Here is a 20951-nt window from a genome sequence, read left to right as displayed (position 1 = left end):
TCGCTATTCGCTATTCGCTCACTCAATCCTTCTTGACCGGCGCGAGCCGCAGATTCAATTCGCGAAGCTGTGCGGCGCTCGCCTCCGAGGGGGCACCCATCAGGAGGTCCTGTGCCTGCTGGTTCATCGGGAACATGGTGATCTCGCGCAGGTTTTTCGCGCCAAGAAGCAGCATGACAATGCGATCGATGCCGGCCGCCATGCCGCCATGGGGCGGTGCGCCATACTGGAATGCGCGGTAGAGGCCGCCGAAACGCTCTTCCACATCCTGCTGCTTGAAGCCGACCTTCTCGAACGCCTTGACCATCACCTCGGGCAGATGGTTGCGGATGCCGCCCGACGCGATTTCGAAGCCGTTGCAGACGAGGTCGTACTGGTAAGCCTTGAGCGCCAGCGGATCCTCGCCCTCAAGCCCTTCCAGACCGCCCTGCGGCATGGTGAAGGGGTTGTGGCCGAAATCGATCTTCTTCTCGTCCTCGTTCCACTCGTAGAAGGGGAAGTCGACAATCCAGGCGAGCTTGAACTGATCGCGGTCGACCAGATCGAGCTCCTCACCCGCCCGCGTGCGGGCAGCGCCGGCAAAGGCGGCAAACTTTTTCGGATCGCCGGCGGCGAAGAAACAGGCATCGCCATCTTCAAGGCCAAGCTGGGTGCGGATCGCCTCAGTGCGCTCCGGGCCGATGTTCTTGGCAATCGGGCCAGCGCCCTCTAGGCCCTCACCTTCCTTGCGCCAGAAGATATAGCCGAGCCCCGGCTGGCCCTCACCCTGCGCCCAGGAGTTCATGCGGTCGCAGAAAGCTCTGGAACCGCCAGTCTTTGCCGGAATGGCCCAGACTTCCGCCTTCTCGTCATTGGCGAGAATGTTGGCGAAAACCTTGAAGCCCGAGCCACGGAAGTGCTCGGAGACATCTTCCATCTCGATCGGGTTCCTGAGATCCGGCTTGTCTGAACCGTATTTGCGCATCGCTTCGGCATGCGGAATACGCGGGAAGACGTCCGTCACCGGCTTGCCATCGGCGAACTTTTCGAAGATGCCGCGCATGACCGGTTCCATGGTCTGGAACACGTCCTCCTGCTCGACGAAGCTCATTTCGAGGTCAAGCTGGTAGAATTCGCCCGGCAGACGGTCGGCGCGCGGGTCCTCGTCGCGGAAGCAGGGCGCGATCTGGAAATAGCGGTCGAAGCCCGACACCATGATCAACTGCTTGTAGATCTGCGGCGCCTGCGGCAGGGCGTAGAACTTGCCCTCGTGAAGACGCGACGGCACGAGGAAGTCGCGCGCGCCTTCGGGCGAGGAAGCCGTCAGGATCGGCGTCGAATACTCGGTAAAGCCCGCCTCGCCCATGGCGCGGCGCATCTCGGCGATGATCTTCGTGCGCTGGACGATGTTCTTGTGCAGCGTGTCACGACGCAGGTCGAGGAAGCGGTATTTGAGGCGAATGTCTTCAGGATAATCCGGCTCGCCAAACACCGGCAGCGGCAGTTCCTTTGCCTCGGAAAGCACTTCGATCGCGCGGGCGAAAATCTCCACCTCACCGGTCGGCAGGTTCTTGTTGATCGTCTCGTCGGTGCGTGCCTTCACCTCGCCATCAACACGGATCACCCATTCGCCACGCACGGTTTCAGCCGTCTTGAACGACGGAGAATCGGGATCGGCGACGATCTGCGTCACGCCGTGATGATCGCGCAGATCGATGAACAGGAGGCCGCCATGGTCGCGCACACGATGCACCCAGCCGGACAGGCGCACATTCGTGCCCACGTCGGATTTTCTGAGTTCGGCGCAGGAATGGCTGCGATAGCGATGCATGGTCATATCATCCGTGTCTTGGAATTCGTGCTCGGGAGAGGCCGGAACCGTCCCGGAAGGTCGGCGCGAAAAGCGCATGAGAGGTACGATTTGTCAAGGTGTGGGACCGGAAGCGCCGCGGTCCGTCTCGCCCGTCAGGCCTTTTCGCCCGGCACGAGCGCGCGCGTGTCATCGGTTTCGGTCCACCAGTCGCCAAGCGCATCGATCAGCGGTACGAGATCGAGCCCCGCCCTGGTCAGATCGTACTCGACCCGCAGCGGGTAACCGTCGAACACCGTGCGCTCAACGATGCCGGCCTGTTCGAGCTTGCGCAGTTCCAGCGAAAGCATCCGATGGGACACGGTCGGGTTGTCGCGCTGCAACTCGCTGAAGCGCTTCGTCCCCTCCTTCAGATAGTAGATGAGCAGCGTCGGCCATCGGCCGCTCAGCACGCGCATCACCTCTTCGATGGGACAGCGTGAAACCAGATCTTTCATGGCGAGGGTCCAGTCCGGGGTTACAAAAAAATGCGTAATTTACATGGGGGCAGAAGCCGCTAGGTTCCAGCCTCGCTGCGCAGCGTGATCACCGAGAAATCACGGAGAACGACAAATGGAACCGATTCTTGTCTATGGCTTCCCGGCGGGAAGCTCCATGGGGCTTGTGGCCGCGCTGGAATGGCTTGGCAAACCCTACCGGCTCTGCCGGGTCGACATGTTCGGCGAGATGCGCGAGCCTTCCTATGCGCGCATCAACGCCCGGCATGAAACCCCGGTGCTCATAACCGATGCGGGCGCGCCACTGAGCGAAACGATGGCCATCGCCGCGTGGCTGGAAGCGCGCGATGACGAACGCCGCATCAGCTTCGCGCCGCGCTCAGCCGAGGCAGACCGCATGCACCAGATCATGGCCTATGTGAATACGGGCTTCACCTCGGCTTTCGGCCCCCTGTGGGCCGCCATGGAGATGGAAGAGCTAACCCCGCAGACCAAGAAAGCCCTGCGCGCCTTCGGCCGCGACGCCGTCATAGAACGTCACGACAGGCTTGAGGCGATGGTCGGCGACGGGCCGTTTCTCCTCGGAGAGCGCCCCACACTCGCCGACGGTGTTCTCGTCGGTGTCGCCCGCTGGCTGGATTTCCACGAGGTGGCGTCCCCGGAACGCTGGCCGAAGCTTGCCGAAATCCGCCGCCGGATCGAGGCCGAGCCCGCCGTCGCCTATGCGCTCGCGCTCGAAAGCGGAGAGGATGCCGGCGGCTCCGGGGCCTGTCTCGGGCATGTGCCGCTGCACGAGGTGATCGAACGGTACGGAAAATAGGACGCACGCGGCAGCGACACGCTGAATTGGTCGCTGCCCGCTTCACGTCAATCCCGTCTCGTGGAGCGCAGATAGCGCTCCACCGCGTCGCCCAGGCCGAGTTCGCGCAGGAGCCGGATGAAATAGTCCCGCAATCCCGCCTCGCTCTTCGCGCCGGGCTTCAAAAGCAGTTCATGCATGAGCGCACCGCTGAACATGTCCTGAAACATGTCGGCGTCCGTCCCGGGGGAAAGCGCGCCTTCGCTCCTTGCGCGCTCGAGAATGACGTTGAAGGCGGCGCGGCGTGGCGCGATGTGAACCTCCCAGTAGATCTCTAGCAGGTCCGGCGCGTCCGGCACCGAGCCTATGATGCGCGCCAGAAGACGGCGGGCGTCGAGCTCCACCCAGGCTCTGGTCCGTGGTCGATCATCATGCCGATCAGCGTTTCGAGCGGCAGTTGCTCCCACGGGCCGAAATCCTGCTCGGCATTCTCCTTCAAACGCCCGAGCGCATCGGCAATAAGCGTTTCGCGGGACGACCAGCGGCGATAGATGGTGGCGCGCGTCACCCCCGCCTCGCGGGCGATCTTCTCGAAGCTCGTCCCGTCCAGCCCGCTGGCCACGAAAAGCTTCAGGGCAGCGTCGAGTATGGCCGCGTCCGTCCGCGGGTCGCGTGGTCGTCCGCGTCCGCGCGCCTTCTGCACCTTGTTCCTGCCCGCCTCAGTCAGCGCCTTCTCCTTCACCAGTCGCAGTCGCCGGTTGCGCCAGATCAATGCCGGGTACAGCGCGCTGCGACAAGGTTATTGTACAGGCAGAATTATTTATATACAATTCTGTATCGTATTTATAATGCCGCATCGGGCGGCTGTCCGGGAGAGTGATGTGAAGCCCCTCCGCCTCCTTTTCACGGCCGCCCTGCTGGCTGCCGCCGCCGGCGCCGCCTTCTGGTATTACGGAAGGCCCGAAGCGGTTTCCGTCATAGGGCCTGAGCGAGGCAGTGCCGCCGAGATCGTCTTCGCCTCGGGCGTGGTGGAGCCCCGCAACTGGGCCAAGGTCACCTCGCTGGTGCGCGAGCGGATCGTCGAGGTCTGCAACTGCGAGGGAGCCCGCGTGGCGAAGGGCGACGTGCTGGCGCGTCTCGATGCCAGTGAAGCCGAGGCCACGCTCACCGAGCTCAGGGCGCGCCAGAAACTTGCCGTCGACGAGCGCGACCGCCTGACACTTCTGGTCGAACGCAATGTCACCAGCGTCACCGCCCTGGAGCGCGCCCGCGCCGAGGTGAGCCAGGTGGAAGCGCTGATCGCCGGCCAGACCGCACGTCTCGAAAACTACGAGCTGCGCGCGCCCGGCGACGGTCTCATACTGCGTCAGGATGCCGAGGTGGGTGAGATCGCGGAGCCGGGCAACGTTCTGTTCTGGGTCGGGCGGCCGCACCCGCGCATCGTCATCGCCGAGGTCAATGAAGAAGACATTCCGCGTGTCGAAGCCGGCCAGCGCGTTTTGATCCGGTCCGATGCCTTTCCGCGCAGCGAACTGGAAGCAACGGTGGACAGCATCACCCCCAAGGGCGACCCCGTCACACGCACCTACCGGGTGCGGCTTGCCCTGCCGCAGGACACGCCGCTGATGATCGGAATGTCGGTCGACGCCAACATCGTCACCCGTGTGGTCGAGGACGCACTTCTGGTGCCCGCGCTCGTGCTTGATGGCGACACGCTGTTTATCGTTGAAGATGATGTCGCGCGCAGGCAGACCGTGGAAACCGGCATACGCGGCACGGAGCGGATCGAAATTCTCTCCGGTATCGATGCCAGCGCGCAGATCATCAGCCCCTACCCCCAAGGGCTCGAAGACGGCGCCCGCGTCTCCGTCGAGAGCCGCTGACATGCGTCTCATCCTCGACATCGCCGTCACCCACATTCTCGGGCGTGGCCGCCAGACACTGGTGGCGGTGATCGGTGTGGCCGTCGGGGTCGGCTTTTCCATAGCCATGGCGGCTCTGATGCAGGGCGGGCAGGACGATTTCGTCGAACAGCTTATCGACACCATGCCCCATGTGCAGATCACCGACGAGCAGCGCAGCACGCGGCGCCAGCCGGCCGAGACAGAGTTCGACGCCGCCGCGATCTCCGGCATCCGTCCGCCGGACGACCGGCGCGGCATCATCAACCCCACCGCGGCCATGGCATGGCTCGGCGGCTGGGTGCCCGGCAATCTTGCACAAAGCCTCAGAACCCAGGGCGTGGTGCGCTATCAGGGCCGCGAGGCCGGGGCGGCTTTCGTCGGCGTCGAACCCGAGATGGAGCGCGCAATCTCGCCGATCGTCGAGGATTTCACGGCAGGCAGCTTTGCCGCGCTTTCGCAGGGCGGCAACAATCTGGTCGTCGGCGACCGCATGGCCGAGAAACTGGGCGCGGGGCTCGGCGACACCGTCACCGCCGTCTCGTCGTCCGGCCTGTCGCGGAATTTCCGCATTACCGGTCTGTTCCACACCGGCACCACCGCCCGTGATGAGGGCGAAGCTACCTGCTCCTGAAGAACGCGCAGATCCTTTCCGAGCGCCCCAACGCCATCAACGACATCCGCATCAAGCTCCACGATCCCTATGCGGCCCGCGAGGCTGCGCGGCGCATCGAGGCAGAACTCGGCTACAAGGCGGTTTCCTGGCAGGAGGCCAATGAATCGATCATGGAAGCCTTCGTGGTGCGGAACGTGATCATGTATGCGGTCGTTGCCGCCATCCTTCTCGTCGCCGGGTTTGGCATTTTCAACATCGTTTCCACCATTACCCATGAGAAGGCGCGCGACATCGCCATCATGAAGTCGCTCGGTTTCAGCCGCAGCGACATGCAGCGCATGTTCGTCATCGAAGGCGTCGCCATCGGCGCGGCAGGCTCCTTTCTTGGCTGGGCGCTCGGCTTTGCCCTAACCTATGCGCTCGCTCCATCCGCTTCGAGCTCGACGCCGGCGGGCAGGAAATAACCGAACTCCCCATCGCCTGGAGCGCGCTGCACTATGCCATCGCCTCCGGCTTCGCGCTCGGCTCGGCTGCCGTGGCAGGCTACCTGCCGGCCCGCAAGGCAGCGCGCCTCAATCCGGTCGATATCATCCGGGGCGCCACATGAGCGTGTTGCTTGAAGCCGAAAACCTGACGCGCATCCTGCCCGAAACCATCCCGGTCACGCTGGTCAGGGATGTATCGCTTACGATTGCCGAGCGCGAATTCGTGGCCATCACCGGCCCGTCCGGGTCCGGCAAATCCTCGCTCCTCTATCTTCTGGGCCTGCTCGACCGTCCAACGGGCGGCACGCTCACCATCGAGGGGCGCGACACGGCACCGATGAGCGATGGCGAACTGGCACGCACGCGGCTCGAAATGCTCGGCTTCGTCTTCCAGTTTCACTTCCTTTTGCCGGAATTCAGCGCCCGTCAGAATGTGGAAATTCCCATGCGCAAGCTTGGCCGGCTTTCGCGCAGGCAGATGCGCGATCGCGCCGGCGAGCTTCTCGCCATGCTCGGCCTTGAAGATCACTGCGAAAAGAAGCCGTACCAGCTTTCGGGCGGTCAGAGGCAGCGTGTCGCCGTCGCCCGAGCGCTCGCAAACGATCCGCCCATGGTCTTTGCCGACGAGCCGACGGGCAGCCTCGATTCGAAAAGCTCCGAACAGGTGTTCCAGACCCTGCGCGATCTCGTCACCGAACGCGGCAAGACGGTGGTCGCCGTCACGCACGATCTCGACATGGCTGCGCGCATGGACCGGCGCATTCACCTGGTGGACGGTATGCTGGCCGACGCCGTTGACGATTGACCCTAATGCATGTCGCTTTCAAATGAATTCATTTGAAAGTGTTACAGCGTCCTTTGCGCATCTTAGAAGACGCGCGGCGCTGTAGCGGGGCCTGCACCGAACTGGGACCATCGGCCCGCCCCTCTGGCCCAAGAGAATTGGCACAGAGCGACCTATAGCTCGATGATGAACGGTGCGACCTGCCGCGCCTCCCACCCGGGCCTCCCACCATGTCCAGCCTTCGCCCGCTGATCCCGCTTCTCATCGCCGCTGGCATCCTGTTGGCCGGCAACGGGCTTCAGGGCACGCTGATCGCACTTCGCGGCGCTGCGGAGGGCTTTTCCGAGACCACCATCGGCCTGATGGGCAGCGCCTATTTCGCAGGCTTTCTGATCGGCTGTCTCTATGTGCCGCGTCTTCTGCGCGCGGTGGGACATATCCGGGCTTTCGCGGCCCTTGCGGCTCTGGGTGCCGCCGGCGCGCTGCTGCTCGTGCTCTTCGTCGATCCGCTCGCCTGGATCGCCGTGCGCTTTCTCTCGGGAATCTGCTTTTCAAGCCTGTTCACCACCATCGAAAGCTGGCTCAACTCGGCTGCGCAGAACACCAACCGCGCCCGCGTTCTGGCCGTCTACCGCATCATCGACATCGCCGCCGTCACCGGTTCGCAATACATGCTCCCGGCACTCGGCATAGAAGCTTCGTCACCTTCGCCGTCATGGCCATGATGATCACCCTGTCGCTGGTGCCGGTCTCCATGGCTGACCGGTCCAACCCCCGCCCGCCGGCCGAGCTGCGCCTCGATCTTGCCGCCGTCTGGCGCATCTCACCGCTGGCCGCCTTCGGCTGTTTCGCCGTCGGCCTCACCAACAGCGCCTTCCGCATAGTCGGGCCGATCTACGGCCAGTCCATCGGCCTCAGCGTTTCCGAGATCGCCACCTTCATGAGCGCCGGCATCGTCGGCGGTGCGGTGATGCAATATCCACTGGGTGCGCTCTCAGACCGACACGACCGCCGCAAGGTTCTTCTGGGCACCACGATCGGCGCGCTCGTCGCGGCCCTTGCCATTGTCTGGTTCGCCGGCGACAGCCGCAGCGCCAACATGCTGCTCGTCTTCCTGTTCGGCGCTTTCGCCATGTCGCTCTATTCGCTGTCGGTCGCCCATGCCAACGACCACGCGGAGAAAGACCAGTTCGTGCAGCTCGCAGCCGGTCTCTTGTTCTTTTATTCGCTGGGTGCGATGGCGGGGCCCCTGCTTGCCTCTCTGCTCATGCAGCGCTTCGGCCCGCATGCCCTCTTTTCCTACACCTCCATCGTCTATGCCGTGCTGATCGGCGTCACGCTCTACCGCATGAGCGTGCGGCCCTCGGTTCCCGCTGCCCGCCGCCGCCGCTTTGCCGCACTTCTGCGCACCTCGCCCGTCTTCATGCGTATGGCGCGCCGCAGCCGCAATCATCGCTCTGCGGGCGATACCTAGGCGCAGCGAACAACCGATTTCTTTCCTTTTTCTCCCGCATGACCTAAAGAAAAAGAATGGACCTGATCACCACGCAAAAAGACCTCGAGGCGGCGATTGCCGCATTCCAAAAATCCGATTTCGTCACCGTCGATACCGAGTTCATCCGCGAGTCGACCTTCTGGCCCGAGCTGTGCCTGATCCAGATGGCCGCGCCCGGCGTGACCGCGCTCATCGATCCGCTTGCCGACGGGATCGATTTGAAGCCGTTCTTCGCGCTCATGGCCGATGAGAACATTGTCAAGGTGTTTCACGCAGCGCGGCAGGATGTCGAAATCGTCTACAATCTCGGCAGGCTTATTCCTCATCCGCTGTTTGACACCCAGGTAGCGGCATCCGTCTGCGGTTTCGGGGACAGTGTTTCCTACGACCAGCTCGTCTCCAGAATCACCGGCGCGCGCATCGACAAGTCGTCGCGGTTTACCGACTGGCGCCGCCGCCCGCTTTCCGACAAGCAGCTAAGCTACGCGCTTGCCGACGTCACGCATCTGATCGACGTCTACCAGCATCTCAAAACCGAACTGGAACGCGAGGGCCGCGCGCACTGGCTCAATGAGGAAATGGCGGTTCTGACGGCACGCGAGACCTATGACCCGCATCCCGACGATGCGTGGAAGCGGCTCAAGCTCCGGGTCAAGAAGCCTCTCGATTTCGCCATTCTCCAGCATGTCGCCGCCTGGCGCGAACGCGAGGCGCGCGAACGCAATGTGCCGCGCGGCCGCGTCATCAAGGACGACGCGATCTATGAAGTGGCACAGCAGCACCCGCGCGACAGCGAGGCGCTGGGGCGGCTTCGCACCATTCCCAAGGGATGGGAGCGTTCCGGTGCCGCAACCGGGCTGCTCGGCGCCGTAGCCAAAGCCATGGCGCTGCCCAGGGAAGATCTGCCGCGCCTGCCGCGCCCACCCCATGCACCCGAAGGTGCGGCCGCTGCCGCCGAACTGCTCAAGGTGCTCTTGAAGCTGGTGGCCGACAGGCAGGGCGTGGCACCGAAGATGCTTGCCTCGAGCGATGACATCGACCGCATCGCCGCCGATGGCGCGGATGCGGATGTCCCCGCCATGGCCGGCTGGCGGCGCGAGGTCTTCGGCAAGGAAGCGGTGAAACTGATAGAGGGCGAGCTTGCCCTTCGTTTCAACAATCGGAAGATTGAGGTTTTCGAGCCCGCCGACGCCCGCAGCGAGGCTGCGGAATAGGAGCACGGGTTGCGCCTATCTATCAGGGAAGACACCCACACTTCGGTCTGAGCCACCTTCTCCCCGCACGCGGTGAGAAGGTGGTTTTCAATACAAGCCGGCCTATTCCTTCGCCACTTCCAGTGCCAGGTTCAGACCCGTCACTTTCGCAAGATGTGCCATGCGGCCGACCGGGCGCTCGCCCATCAGGGCTTCGTGCGATTTCGGGAGCAGGAGAACCGTCGTGCCGTCGTCGCGCTTTTCCCATCTGAGCTTGGGAATGATGCCCGGCATCGAAGCCGTCATCAGGTAGACCACGCGCAGAAGCCCGCCCAGTATCCGCGCCCGCTCGACATAACGCGGCGTTGCAAGCTGGCGCATGCGCGGCGAGAGCGCATCGTTGAACAGGCCCTCATGGCGGAAAAGGTTCGCAAGCGCGATGAAGGCGCGACCCGGATGATCGATGCCGATGAAGGAGCCATGGGCGATGATGTTCAGCGACTGGGTCCCCCGATATTCAGGATGCGCGCGCCAGCCGATATCGGCCAGAAGACACGCCGCCCTGCGATAGCGCGCCTCTTCCTCCGTCTCTTCGATGCCGAGCGCCTCCAGGGCCGGGCCGCTCCATTCGGCCAGTTCACGCGCATGGGTCACCGAGCGCGAACGCAGCACGGCCAGCTCCTGCGCGGCCGAAAGCAGTGGGTCGCGCCTGCGGTCTTCTTCTTCCAGAAGCGAGTAGAGATAGCCCTCACGCACACCGAGCGCCGAGAAGATGATTTTGGACGGGTTCGACGCCTTGATGATCTCCTGCAGCACCGTCGCGCCATAAGGCAGAAGCGTGCGGCGATTCTTGGAGATGTGGCTGATGCCTGCGAAACGATCGACACCACCGGCGACGCGCTTCAGAAAATCCACCGACTGCTCGATGTCCATCTCATAGTGGTGCATAACCTCGAGCGGATAGCCGGTTTCCAGCATGTGCAGGCGGGCGAGGTTTCGCCACGTGCCGCCCACGCAGTAGAAGGGGCGCCCGGCCCCGTCCTTCATCCACGGGGCGCGGGCCAGTTCATCGCGGGCGATGCGCGCCGCCCTGGTGACGGAATTCTTCGCCATCTCCTTCAGCCTCAGGCCACCGAGCGGCAGGGTGATGCCGTCGCCCATGTCGTAACCCTCGACCTCGACGAGTTCGAGACTGCCGCCGCCAAGGTCACCGACAATGCCGCTCGGCTTGTGGAAGCCGGACATGATGCCGAAGGCGGAGTATTTCGCCTCCTCGCGGCCCGAAAGCACGCGAATGTCCGTGCCCAGAATCTCTTCGGCCCGATGGATGAAGTCCGGTCCGTTTTTCGCCTCGCGCGCAGCGGCGGTCGCAAGCACATGGAGCGATTCAGCCCCCGCCTGCTCCGACAGCGCACGGAAGCGGCGGAACTCCTCCACCGCACGCGTCACACCTTCGGGGTCGAGCTCACCCGTCGTGACGATGGTCTTGCCGAGGCCGGCCAGCATTTTTTCGTTGAACAACACGCTCGGAGAGCGCGCGATCCCCTCGTAGATCACGAGGCGAATCGAGTTTGACCCGATATCGATGACCGAAACGGGACGCCGGTCCTGAAGCCGGCCCTGAGATTCAGCTATGCCCAAAAGATGTGTCCGTCAATCCGTTGGTGAAACGGCTTCGGCATCCACCTTCTTGCGCTTTTTGAAAGCGGCGATCCGCTTCGGCGCATGAGACTTCAAGGCATTGCCGCGACCGGATAGGCTCGGATTCGTCATGAAATATTCCTGAGCGTTGAACGGTTCTTCTCCCTCATCGGGCATAATGCGCCGAGAGGTGCCGTCGGGCAATACTTCAAAGCTCTGCTGGTTGTCCATGATGTTTCCGAGCATAATCTGCCCGAGAACCTGTTCATGCACCGTGGGATTGGTGATCGGCACCATGGTTTCCACACGCCGGTCGAGATTGCGCGGCATGATATCGGCGGACGAAATATAGACCACCCCCTCGTCCGATGGCAGGCCGTGGCCGTTGCCGAAACAGTAGATCCGGCTGTGCTCCAGGAAGCGGCCAACGATGGATTTCACCCGGATGCGCTCGGAGAGCCCCGGCACCTGCGGACGCAGGCAGCAGATGCCGCGCACGACGAGATCGATCTCTACACCCGCCTGCCCCGCCTCGTAGAGCGCGTCGATCACCAGCGGATCGACCAGCGAATTCATCTTCATCCAGATCTGGCCCGGCCGCCCCGCCTTCACATGCTCGATCTCGGCGCGGATATGGTCAAGCAGCCGGTTGCGCAGCGAAAAGGGCGACACTGCGATCCGCATTTCGCTATCGGGCTCGGCATAACCGGTGATAAAGTTGAACACCTGCGCCACGTCGCGCGCGATCTCGGGATCGTCCGTGAAATAGGACAGATCGGTGTAAATCCGTGCCGTGATCGGGTGGTAGTTGCCCGTTCCCAGATGGCAGTAATTGCGCAGCTTGCCTTCCTCGCGGCGCACCACGAGCGACATCTTCGCATGGGTCTTCAATTCGATGAAGCCGAACACGACCTGCACGCCCGCCCGCTCCAGATCGCGCGCCCAGCGGATGTTCGCTTCCTCGTCGAAGCGCGCTTTCAGTTCCACCAGCGCCGTGACCGACTTGCCCGCCTCGGACGCCTCGATCAGCGCCCGCACGATCGGGCTGTCGTTCGATGTTCTGTAAAGCGTCTGCTTGATCGCCACCACTTCCGGGTCCTGCGAGGCCTGGCGCAGGAACTGCACCACCACGTCGAAGGATTCATAAGGGTGATGGACGATCAGGTCCTTCTCGCGGATCGCCGCGAAACAGTCGCCATTGTGTTCGCGGATGCGTTCTGGAAAACGCGGATTGTAGGGCTGGAACAGAAGGTCTTCGCGCGGCACCTTCACAATTTCGGAAATCTGGTTGATGGCCAGAGGCCGCTCCAGAACGGTGATGCGGTTTTCGGCAACACCCAGCTCGCTTGCGACAAAGTCGCGTAAGCCTTCCGGCATCTCATTGTCGAACTCGATGCGGATCACGGAGCCCCGGCGGCGGCGCTTCAGGCCGATTCGAACAGACGCACCAAGTCCTCGGCCTCTTCCTCGACCTCGATATCGCTGTCGCGGATGATGCGGAACGTGCCCGAGCCAATCACCTGATAACGCGGGAAGAGTTTGCCGATGAACAGGCTGACCACATCTTCGAGCGTGATGAAACGGACCGTGCCGCTGCGGTCGGGCAACTGGATGAACCGCTTCAGCGCCACGGGCAGACGCAAAAGCGCCGTCATCGGCTCCAGCTCTCCCTCGTGCTGCAGTTCGAGCGCGATGGAGAAACCCAGGTTCGGAATGAAGGGAAACGGATGTGCCGGGTCGATGGAAAGCGGGGTCAGAACCGGAAAAATCGCTTCCATGAAATGGTCTTCCAGCCATTTCATGTCAGATTGATTCAAGGCGTCGGCACGAACGAGCTCGATCCCCTCTCCGCCCAGGAGTGCCAGAAGCGCATTCAGGCTGTCATGCTGGTCGATCTGCAGCCGCGCCACTTCGCGCAACACATGTTCAAGCTGCTCTTCGGGGGTGCGGCCATCGGCGCTGCGCGTGGCGATGTGCTCGCGCACCTGACCGGCGAGACCGGCAACGCGCACCATGAAGAACTCGTCCAGATTGTCGGCCGAGATCGACAGGAAGCGCAAACGTTCCAGAAGCGGATGGCTTTCGTTCTGTGCCTCGTCCAGAACCCGCCTGTTGAACTGGAGCCAGGAAAATTCACGGTTGACGAAACGGTCCGGGCTGGCGCCGGCGATTTCATCGGCAGCGCCCGTCTCCAGAGAAAACTCGTTCCGAACCGGCTTCAGTTCATTCATGATATCACTCACGCTTTTCCAGCCACATGACGCAATTCGCTTGCCGCCAGACTATCTGGTGACATGGTTTTGCGACAGTTTCATATCACAGGCTTGCAAAGATGCAGTTTATGCTACAAACGCAGGCAAGTTCCAACGCATTCCAGGCGGGAGACGATGATGGCCGGATCAGCCATTCCCCATTTCCAGAACACCAGCGGACACGAGGCGATCGAAATCGGCGTGAAGGAATTCATGTGCGTCGGCGCCAATCCGCCCTTCGATCATCCGCATGTGTTCATCGACATGGGCGACGAAAACGAGCGGGTCTGCCCCTATTGCTCGACGCTTTATCGCTACAATCCGGCACTGAAGGCTTCCGATACGAAGCCCGAGGGCTGCCTCTTCGACGAAGCGGCCTGATCGGCCCCACAGGCCGATGACGGACGCTCCCCGCGCAATCATCGTCGGGGCCGGCATTGCCGGCCTGACGGCTGCGCTCGCCATGGCGCGACGGGGATTGCCCGTACGCATTTACGAGCGTGCGCTTGAACTGACCGAGGTTGGTGCAGGCCTGCAGCTTTCTCCCAACGCGACACGCCTTCTTGCGCGCCTCGGCGTGCTCGACGCACTCGGAGACCGCGCCGTGCGCCCGCAGGCCGTGGAGCTCAAAAAGGCCGATGGCCTTTCCCCCCTCGCCCGCGTCCCTCTGGGTGCTGAGGCCGAGACGCGCTGGGGCGCGCCCTATCTGGTGGCCCATCGCGCGGACCTGCAGAACGCGCTTCTTCAGCGCGCGCAGAGCGAATCGCTGATCGAGATCGTCACCAGAGCCTTCGCCGAAAAAGCCGAGTTCCATAAGGATGGCGGTGTGCGCCTCCATGTAGAGCGGAACGGCGCAGCCGAGGAAATCCACACGCCGCTTCTGATCGCCGGCGATGGCGTATGGTCGCATCTGCGCCGCCTGGTTCGCACCGCGGTGCGCAGCCGTTTCACCGGCTTTGTTGCCTGGCGCGCGACGCTTCCCGTCGAACAGGCGCTGGCGGCCGGCAACGGCGCGCTTGAGGCAGACAGGGTGACCGCCTTCATGCATCCGGCGTTTCATCTCGTCGCCTACCCGATCAGTGGCGGGGCCGCGATCAACCTCGTTGCCATTCTCCCGGGCGAAGTACCGCTCAATGCCTGGGCGCAGGATGCGGACGATGCACCGCTGAAAAAGGTTCTTGCCCGGGCCAACCCCGCTCTCGGCCGGCTTGCGGCAGCGGATGGTGCCTCCTGGACGGTCTGGCCGGTTCACGCGGTCAACCCAGCCGGCGCCTGGACCAGTCCGCAGGGGCTGGCGCTGATTGGCGATGCGGCGCACGCGGTTCCCCCCTTTGCCGCGCAGGGCGCCGGTATGGCCATTGAAGATGCGGTGGTGCTCGCCAATTTTCTGGCCCTACACCGGGACAATCCCGCCACGGCCCTTGCCGCCTATGAAGCGATCCGCAAGCCGCGCGTGACCCGGGTTGCCCGCCGCGGCGCCTTCAACCGCTTCACATGGCACGCGGGCGGCCCCGTCGCATTTGCGCGTGACATGATCCTGAAGGCGCGCAGCGAGGACGCCCTGATGGCGGATTTCGACTGGCTCTACGGTTTCGACGCCGAAGCAACAGATCAGGAGCGATAACCGCCAAGCATGACCGCCGCGCCACTACATACAAAACGCCGCGCTCCCTGAAAGAAGCGCGGCGTTCGTGTTTCCAGCCCTTTGCCGAACGATCAGTGCAGGATCTGCGAGAGGAACAGTTTGGTGCGTTCGTGCTGTGGATTGTCGAAGAAGGCTTCCGGTGTGTTCTGCTCCACGATCTGGCCCTGATCCATGAAGATCACCCGGTTGGCCACCTGGCGGGCAAAGCCCATCTCGTGAGTGACGCAGATCATGGTCATCCCCTCTTCGGCGAGGTCCACCATGGTATCGAGCACTTCCTTGATCATCTCCGGGTCAAGCGCCGAGGTCGGCTCATCGAAGAGCATGATGCGCGGGTTCATGCACAGAGCGCGGGCAATCGCCACACGCTGCTGCTGACCGCCCGAAAGCTGGCCGGGATATTTGTTGGCCTGCTCCGGGATTTTCACCCGCTCCAGGAAATGCATCGCGGTCGCCTCGGCTTCCTTCTTGGGCGTCTTGCGCACCCAGATCGGGGCCAGCGTGCAGTTCTCCAGAATTGTCAGATGCGGGAACAGATTGAAGTGCTGGAACACCATGCCGACTTCACGCCGCACCTCGTCGATCTTCTTCAGATCGTTGGTGAGTTCGATGCCGTCAACGACGATCTTGCCCTTCTGGTGCTCCTCCAGCCGGTTGATGCAGCGGATCATGGTGGATTTGCCCGAGCCGGAAGGCCCGCAGACGACGATGCGCTCGCCGCGCATCACCCTGAGATTGATGTCTTTCAGCACATGAAAGTCACCATACCATTTGTGCATGCCGACGATATCGATCGCGACATCGGTGTCGGAGACCTGCATCTTGCTGCGGTCGGCGTGGAGCTCTTCGGCCCGGACGGCGTTTTCCTTTGCCATTTTTGTTTCCCCTTGGCCTTCGGCCTAGCGTTTGTGGCCGGTATCGAGCCGGCGTTCCATGAAGATTGAATAGCGCGACATGCCGAAGCAGAACAGCCAGAACACGAAGCCGGCAAACACCAGGCCGGTGATCGGCGTCTGGGGCGATGCCCAGTTCGCGTCCGCAAAGTTCTGCCGCACGGCTCCCAGAAGGTCGAACATGCCGATGATGTAGACCAGGCTCGTATCCTTGAAGAGGCCGATGAAGGTGTTGACGATGCCTGGAATGACCAGCTTGATCGCCTGAGGAAGAACCACAAGGTTCATCTTCTTCCAGAAGCTCAGACCCAGCGCATCGGCGCCCTCGTACTGCCCTTTCGGAATCGCCTGCAGACCGCCGCGGATGACTTCCGCCATATAGGCCGAGGCAAACAGCGCCACGCCGACCAGCGCCCGCAGAAGCTTGTCGAACGATGTTCCCGGCGGCAGGAAGAGCGGCAGCATGACGCTCGCCATGAACAGGATGGTGATCAGCGGCACGCCGCGAATTGTCTCAATGAAGACAATGCAGACGAGCTTCACCACCGGCATTTGCGACCGGCGGCCAAGCGCCAGAAGAATGCCGAGCGGAAAAGAGACCGCGATGCCCACATAGGCAAGCACCAGTGTCACCAGAAGCCCGCCCCAGAGCGGCGTCGGCACCGGTCGAAGCCCGAACACGCCCCCCGACAGCAGGAAGAATCCGACAATCGGGAAAACGACGAACAGAAGGATAGCATTCAGCCCTTTGCGCGGAACGCTTGGAAGCAGGAGCGGCACCAGAAGCGCCACGAACAGAAAGCCCGTCAGGTAAACTCGCCAGCGTTCGTCGATCGGGTAGCGCCCGAACATGAACTGCTGGAATTTGGCGTCCACAAAGGCCCAGCATGCGCCGGACCAGCCTTCAGGCTGGGTGCCGCCCTGCACCACGGTGGCACAGACAGAACGGTCCGCCCCTGTCCACTGGGCATCGATAAAGGCCCACTGGATCACCGGCGGAACAATCATCACGATCAGCGCAATGCCGAGGATCGTGAAAATCGTGTCCGTCATGTTGGCGAACAGGTTTTTGCGTAGCCACGAAACAGGGCCGTGGTCCGAGACAGGCGGTTTCTGACTGGCCACCATCTCGGCGCGGACGAAGGAAAGATCGTGTTCTTGCATCTTACCGCTCCACCAGCGCCATGCGCGCATTGTACCAGTTCATCAACGCTGCCGTACCGAGACTGAGTCCCAGATAGACGACGAGCCAGATCGCAACGACCTCGATGGCCTGCCCGGTCTGGTTGAGCGTCGTCCCGCCCGTGGCAACGAGATCGGGATATCCGATCGCCACTGCCAGCGATGAGTTCTTGGTCAGGTTCAGATACTGGCTGGTCAGCGGCGGAATGATGATCCGCAGTGCCTGCGGTATGATCACCAGCCGCATGGACTGCCCGGAACGCAGGCCCAGCGCGTGCGCGGCCTCGCTCTGGCCATGGCTGACACCCAGCACCCCGGCGCGCACGATTTCGGCGATAAATGCGGCCGTATAGAACGACAGCGCCAGGTAGAGTGCCAGAAACTCCGGCCGCACCTGAATGCCGCCGCGCAGATTGAACGTCGACAGTTCCGGAAACTCGAAGCTCAGCGGAAAACCGGTCACGAGAAACGCAAGAAGCGGCAGCCCGATAATCAGCCCGGCGCCGGTCCAGAACACGGGAAACTGCTCGCCCGTCGCCATCTGTCGCCGGTGCGCCCAGCGGCGCACGAAGAAGGTGAAGACGATGCCGAGAACGAGACCGACCAGAACGAGCCAGGCGCCCTCACCCCAGAGAAAGCGCGGGAAGTAAAACCCGCGGCTGTTGAGGTAGGATCCGAGCGGCAGGTCGATGCTGTCGCGCGGCAGCGGCAGCACGGAAAGAACGCCGAAATACCAGAAGAAGATCACGAGCAGCGGCGGAATGTTGCGAAACACCTCGACATAGACGAGGCAGATGCGGTTGATCAGCCAGTTCTTCGACAGACGGCCGATGCCGATGATGAATCCGATAATCGTTGCCGTGAAGATTCCGACAACCGCGACGCGCAGCGTGTTCAGGAACCCGACGAGAAGCGCGCGCCCATAGGTGGAATCGGAAGTATATTCGACAAGGCTGTCGCCAATGTCGAAACCGGCGCGTCCCTGCAGGAAAGCGAAGCCGGATGCGATGTTGGCACGCTGAAGATTTGCTGTCGTGTTGCCGATGATCCAGTAGATCAGGCAATCAGGCCGGCAAACACAAGGACTTGATAGGCAATTCCTCGAACGCGCGGATCATAGAAGAGCGGCACACGAGGCGCCGCGCCCTCCACAGTTGATTGCGGGGTGGCCATGGCTATCCTCACCAGGAATGGTGAAAGGCGGCGCGAACCACCTCTCACGCATTATGTTGACGGGAACCGATCAGCGGATCGGCATACCGTACTGAAGGCCACCCTTGGTCCAAAGGGCGTTGATCCCGCGCGAGATTTTCAGCGGAGTGTCAGCACCCACATTGCGCTCGAAAATCTCACCGTAATTGCCCACATGCTTGATCGCACGCATGGCGAAGTCATTGGTCAGACCAAGGTCGCTGCCAAGTTTGGTGCCGTCTTCGGTGCCCAGCAGGCGGCGCACCTCTGGATTGTCAGAACCCATTTTCTCGTCGAGATTGGCCTGGCTGATGCCCAGCTCTTCGGCGTTGACCAGCGCGTAATAGACCCACTTGACGATGTCGAACCACTGGTCGTCGCCATGGCGCACTGCCGGACCGAGCGGCTCCTTGGAGATGATTTCGGGCAGAACGATGTGATCATCCGGATTGGAGAGGTTTAAGCGCACCGCATAAAGACCGGACTGGTCCGTCGTGTAGACGTCGCAGCGCCCTGCATCATAGGCCGCGTTCACCTCCTCGAACTTCTCGAAAACAACAGGGCTGTACTCCATGTTGTTGGCCTTGAAGTAGTCGGCCAGGTTCAGCTCCGTGGTCGTGCCGGCCTGCACGCAGACCGCAGCGCCTGAAAGCTGAAGCGCGGAATTGATGCCCTCGAGCTTCTTCTGGTTGATCATGAAGCCCTGACCGTCATAGTAGGTGACGCCGGCGAAGTTGAGGCCAAGCGCGGTGTCGCGGTTGATCGTCCAGGTGGTGTTGCGCGAAAGCACGTCCACCTCGCCCGACTGCAGCGCCGTAAAGCGGTCTTTTGCGGAAAGCGGGGTGAACTGGACTGCGTCCGGATCGTCAAAGATTGCGGCGGCAACGGCGCGGCAGAAGTCCACGTCGAGGCCCTTCCAGTTGCCCTGGTCGTCCGGCGCGCTGAAACCGATCAGGCCGGTGTTGACGCCGCACTGGACGTGGCCTTTCGCCTTCACGTCATCCAGCGTGGCTGCCGAAGCCGGCGCTGCCATCATCGCGATCGCGGCCGAGCCGAGCAACGCTTTGACAATTTTTTTCATGATTACGGACCCTTTTTTCTGTGTTCGGGCTTATCCCCTGACATTTTCAGTGCGGAAGCAGGCGAATGTCCCGTACACCCCAAAAGGAGTGCCGGCCCGGAAACGGGCGGACACGCGCTTCCTCTCCCACGCACTGGTCCCATCGAATGCCATAAATCCGTTTGGGTCAAGAGAGAAAGACCCTTGCTCCAGAAGCAAAAGCGCGCTCCATCCCCGGTTGACGGGCCGCCGACAATGGCGTTCCATCCGGCATCCTCCGCGCCCCGTTTCAAGGGATTTCTTCCCCCGGAAGCCCCCTGAAGCCCCCGGGGCGCGCGCCACAGACAATCAAGCGACAGGTCCCATGAACGACAAGAACAAGACTAAAGTCGGAGACAACACGCGGCTTGCCCATATCGGCAACAACCCGCGCGCGTTCTACGGTTTCGTCAACCCGCCGGTGGTGCACGCGTCGACGGTGCTCTTTCCCGACGCCGAGACCATGGCCTCGCGCAACCAGAAATACACATACGGGACCCGCGGCACGCCCACGACCGACGCGCTGGCGGCAGCGATGAACGAGCTCGAAGGCGCTGCCGGCACAATCATCGTGCCGTCGGGCCTCGCAGCCGTCACCGTTCCGATGCTCGCCTTCCTGTCTGCCGGCGACCACGTGCTGATTGTCGATTCGGTCTATCACCCGACCCGGTATTTCGCCGATACGATGCTCAACCGGCTCGGCGTGGAAGTGACCTACTACGACCCGGCTGTGGATGCTGGCATTGGCACCCTGATGCAACCCAACACCAAAGTGGTCCTTACGGAAGCCCCCGGCTCCGGAACATTCGAGATGCAGGACATCCCCGCCATTGTCGAGGTAGCGCATCGCGGCGGGGCCATCGTCATGATGGACAACACCTGGGCAACCCCCCTCTTCTTCCGGCCGCTCGACCATGGCGTCGACATTTCCATACAGGCCGCCACCAAGTATCCGGCAGGGCATTCTGACATTCTTCTGGGAACGGTTTCGGCCAACGAGGCCTGCTTCGAGCGCCTGCTCGACACCCACGGCGCTCTCGGCATCTGTGCTGCGCCCGACGATGTCTACCAGGTGCTGCGCGGCCTGCGCACCATGGGGGTGCGTCTCGAACGCCATCAGCAGAGCGCACTGGCGCTCGCGCGCTGGCTGGAGGGGCAGAAGGGCGTCGCCCGCGTTCTCCACCCGGCGCTCGAATCGCATCCCGGCCACGCGATCTGGAAGCGCGATTTCTCCGGCGCCAGCGGTCTCTTCTCCATCGTGCTCGATGGCGGCGGTCAGGCGCAGGCCCATGCCTTTCTGGACGCCCTGAAATATTTCGGTCTCGGCTATTCCTGGGGCGGCTATGAAAGCCTTGCCGTGCACGTGCAGCTCAACGACCGCACGATCGCGCACGCTCCGCAGGAAGGCCCCGTCATGCGCTTGCAGATCGGCCTTGAAGATGTGGAAGACCTGAAGGCCGATCTCGCCGGCGCACTCGCCGCAGCCGCA

Annotated in this window: 15 protein-coding genes and 4 pseudogenes; 9 read left to right on the top strand and 10 right to left on the bottom strand. The window is 62.6% G+C overall.

The window, feature by feature from the left end:
• Positions 1-22 precede the first annotated feature (22 nt).
• Complete coding sequence (gene aspS, locus JCM21793_RS14355) at positions 23-1810, bottom strand: aspartate--tRNA ligase (protein ID WP_025030815.1); 1788 nt, start codon at positions 1808-1810, stop codon at positions 23-25.
• A gap of 134 nt (positions 1811-1944) precedes the next feature.
• Positions 1945-2286, bottom strand: a complete 342-nt coding sequence (locus JCM21793_RS14350; protein WP_007010394.1) for a winged helix-turn-helix transcriptional regulator — start codon at positions 2284-2286, stop codon at positions 1945-1947.
• Positions 2287-2401: 115 nt separating this feature from the next.
• Here JCM21793_RS14350 and JCM21793_RS14345 point away from each other — a divergent pair, with 115 nt between their 5' ends.
• Positions 2402-3106: a glutathione S-transferase family protein gene (locus JCM21793_RS14345; RefSeq protein ID WP_025030814.1), complete on the top strand. Its 705-nt coding sequence runs from the start codon at positions 2402-2404 to the stop codon at positions 3104-3106.
• 47 nt (positions 3107-3153) lie between these two features.
• Here JCM21793_RS14345 and JCM21793_RS30370 read toward each other — a convergent pair whose 3' ends face one another.
• Both JCM21793_RS30370 and JCM21793_RS30365 read right to left on the bottom strand, forming a co-directional pair.
• A complete protein-coding gene (locus tag JCM21793_RS30370) occupies positions 3154-3489 on the bottom strand; it encodes a TetR-like C-terminal domain-containing protein (RefSeq protein ID WP_244439768.1) in 336 nt (111 codons plus the stop codon).
• Positions 3450-3857: a helix-turn-helix domain-containing protein gene (locus tag JCM21793_RS30365; protein ID WP_244439767.1), complete on the bottom strand. Its 408-nt coding sequence runs from the start codon at positions 3855-3857 to the stop codon at positions 3450-3452. Before JCM21793_RS30365 ends, JCM21793_RS30370 begins: the two co-directional genes overlap by 40 nt.
• A gap of 109 nt (positions 3858-3966) precedes the next feature.
• On the opposite strand from JCM21793_RS30365, the gene JCM21793_RS14335 reads away from it, so the two are divergent.
• The 5 genes and pseudogenes from JCM21793_RS14335 (at position 3967) to rnd (ending at position 9580) form a co-directional block, all read left to right on the top strand.
• The gene (locus JCM21793_RS14335; protein ID WP_025030813.1) at positions 3967-4968 is read left to right on the top strand and encodes an efflux RND transporter periplasmic adaptor subunit; all 1002 of its coding nucleotides are present in this window, start codon (positions 3967-3969) and stop codon (positions 4966-4968) included.
• Between the two features lies 1 nt (position 4969).
• Positions 4970-6209, top strand: a pseudogene (locus tag JCM21793_RS26060) (ABC transporter permease).
• Complete coding sequence (locus tag JCM21793_RS14325) at positions 6206-6892, top strand: ABC transporter ATP-binding protein (RefSeq protein WP_025030812.1); 687 nt, start codon at positions 6206-6208, stop codon at positions 6890-6892. The pseudogene JCM21793_RS26060 and the gene JCM21793_RS14325 overlap by 4 nt, the downstream one beginning before the upstream one ends.
• Before the next feature lie 209 nt (positions 6893-7101).
• Positions 7102-8345, top strand: a pseudogene (locus tag JCM21793_RS26055) (MFS transporter).
• 56 nt (positions 8346-8401) lie between these two features.
• A complete protein-coding gene (rnd, locus tag JCM21793_RS14315; RefSeq protein WP_025030811.1) occupies positions 8402-9580 on the top strand; it encodes a ribonuclease D in 1179 nt (392 codons plus the stop codon).
• Between the two features lie 102 nt (positions 9581-9682).
• On the opposite strand, the gene ppx is transcribed toward rnd, so the two are convergent.
• Complete coding sequence (gene ppx / locus JCM21793_RS14310) at positions 9683-11200, bottom strand: exopolyphosphatase (RefSeq protein WP_025030810.1); 1518 nt, start codon at positions 11198-11200, stop codon at positions 9683-9685.
• Positions 11201-11212: 12 nt separating this feature from the next.
• A pseudogene (locus tag JCM21793_RS26050) lies at positions 11213-13431 on the bottom strand (RNA degradosome polyphosphate kinase).
• 159 nt (positions 13432-13590) lie between these two features.
• Here JCM21793_RS26050 and JCM21793_RS14300 point away from each other — a divergent pair.
• Positions 13591-13833: a zinc-finger domain-containing protein gene (locus JCM21793_RS14300; RefSeq protein WP_025030809.1), complete on the top strand. Its 243-nt coding sequence runs from the start codon at positions 13591-13593 to the stop codon at positions 13831-13833.
• 16 nt (positions 13834-13849) lie between these two features.
• On the top strand, positions 13850-15076 hold the full coding sequence (locus JCM21793_RS14295) for an FAD-dependent monooxygenase (protein ID WP_025030808.1): 1227 nt from the start codon (positions 13850-13852) through the stop codon (positions 15074-15076).
• 92 nt (positions 15077-15168) lie between these two features.
• Here JCM21793_RS14295 and JCM21793_RS14290 read toward each other — a convergent pair whose 3' ends face one another.
• The 4 genes and pseudogenes from JCM21793_RS14290 to JCM21793_RS14275 all read right to left on the bottom strand — a co-directional run bounded on the left by JCM21793_RS14290 (position 15169) and on the right by JCM21793_RS14275 (position 19444).
• Complete coding sequence (locus JCM21793_RS14290; protein ID WP_025030807.1) at positions 15169-15972, bottom strand: amino acid ABC transporter ATP-binding protein; 804 nt, start codon at positions 15970-15972, stop codon at positions 15169-15171.
• A 24-nt stretch (positions 15973-15996) separates the two neighbouring features.
• Positions 15997-17154, bottom strand: a complete 1158-nt coding sequence (locus JCM21793_RS14285; RefSeq protein ID WP_007010382.1) for an amino acid ABC transporter permease — start codon at positions 17152-17154, stop codon at positions 15997-15999.
• Position 17155: 1 nt separating this feature from the next.
• A pseudogene (locus JCM21793_RS26045) lies at positions 17156-18345 on the bottom strand (amino acid ABC transporter permease).
• 70 nt (positions 18346-18415) lie between these two features.
• A complete protein-coding gene (locus tag JCM21793_RS14275) occupies positions 18416-19444 on the bottom strand; it encodes an amino acid ABC transporter substrate-binding protein (RefSeq protein WP_007010380.1) in 1029 nt (342 codons plus the stop codon).
• 343 nt (positions 19445-19787) lie between these two features.
• Between JCM21793_RS14275 and JCM21793_RS14270 the strand changes: the two genes are divergently transcribed.
• Positions 19788-20951, top strand: a 1164-nt coding sequence (locus JCM21793_RS14270; protein WP_025030806.1) for a cystathionine beta-lyase, incomplete at its 3' end; no start/stop codon positions are given.

Source organism: Nitratireductor aquibiodomus NL21 = JCM 21793 (genome assembly GCF_000615975.1).
Classification (GTDB): Bacteria; Pseudomonadota; Alphaproteobacteria; order Rhizobiales; family Rhizobiaceae; genus Nitratireductor; species Nitratireductor aquibiodomus.
Note: the sequence above shows the minus strand (reverse complement) of the source record. Positions and strands in the feature narration are given on the sequence as shown.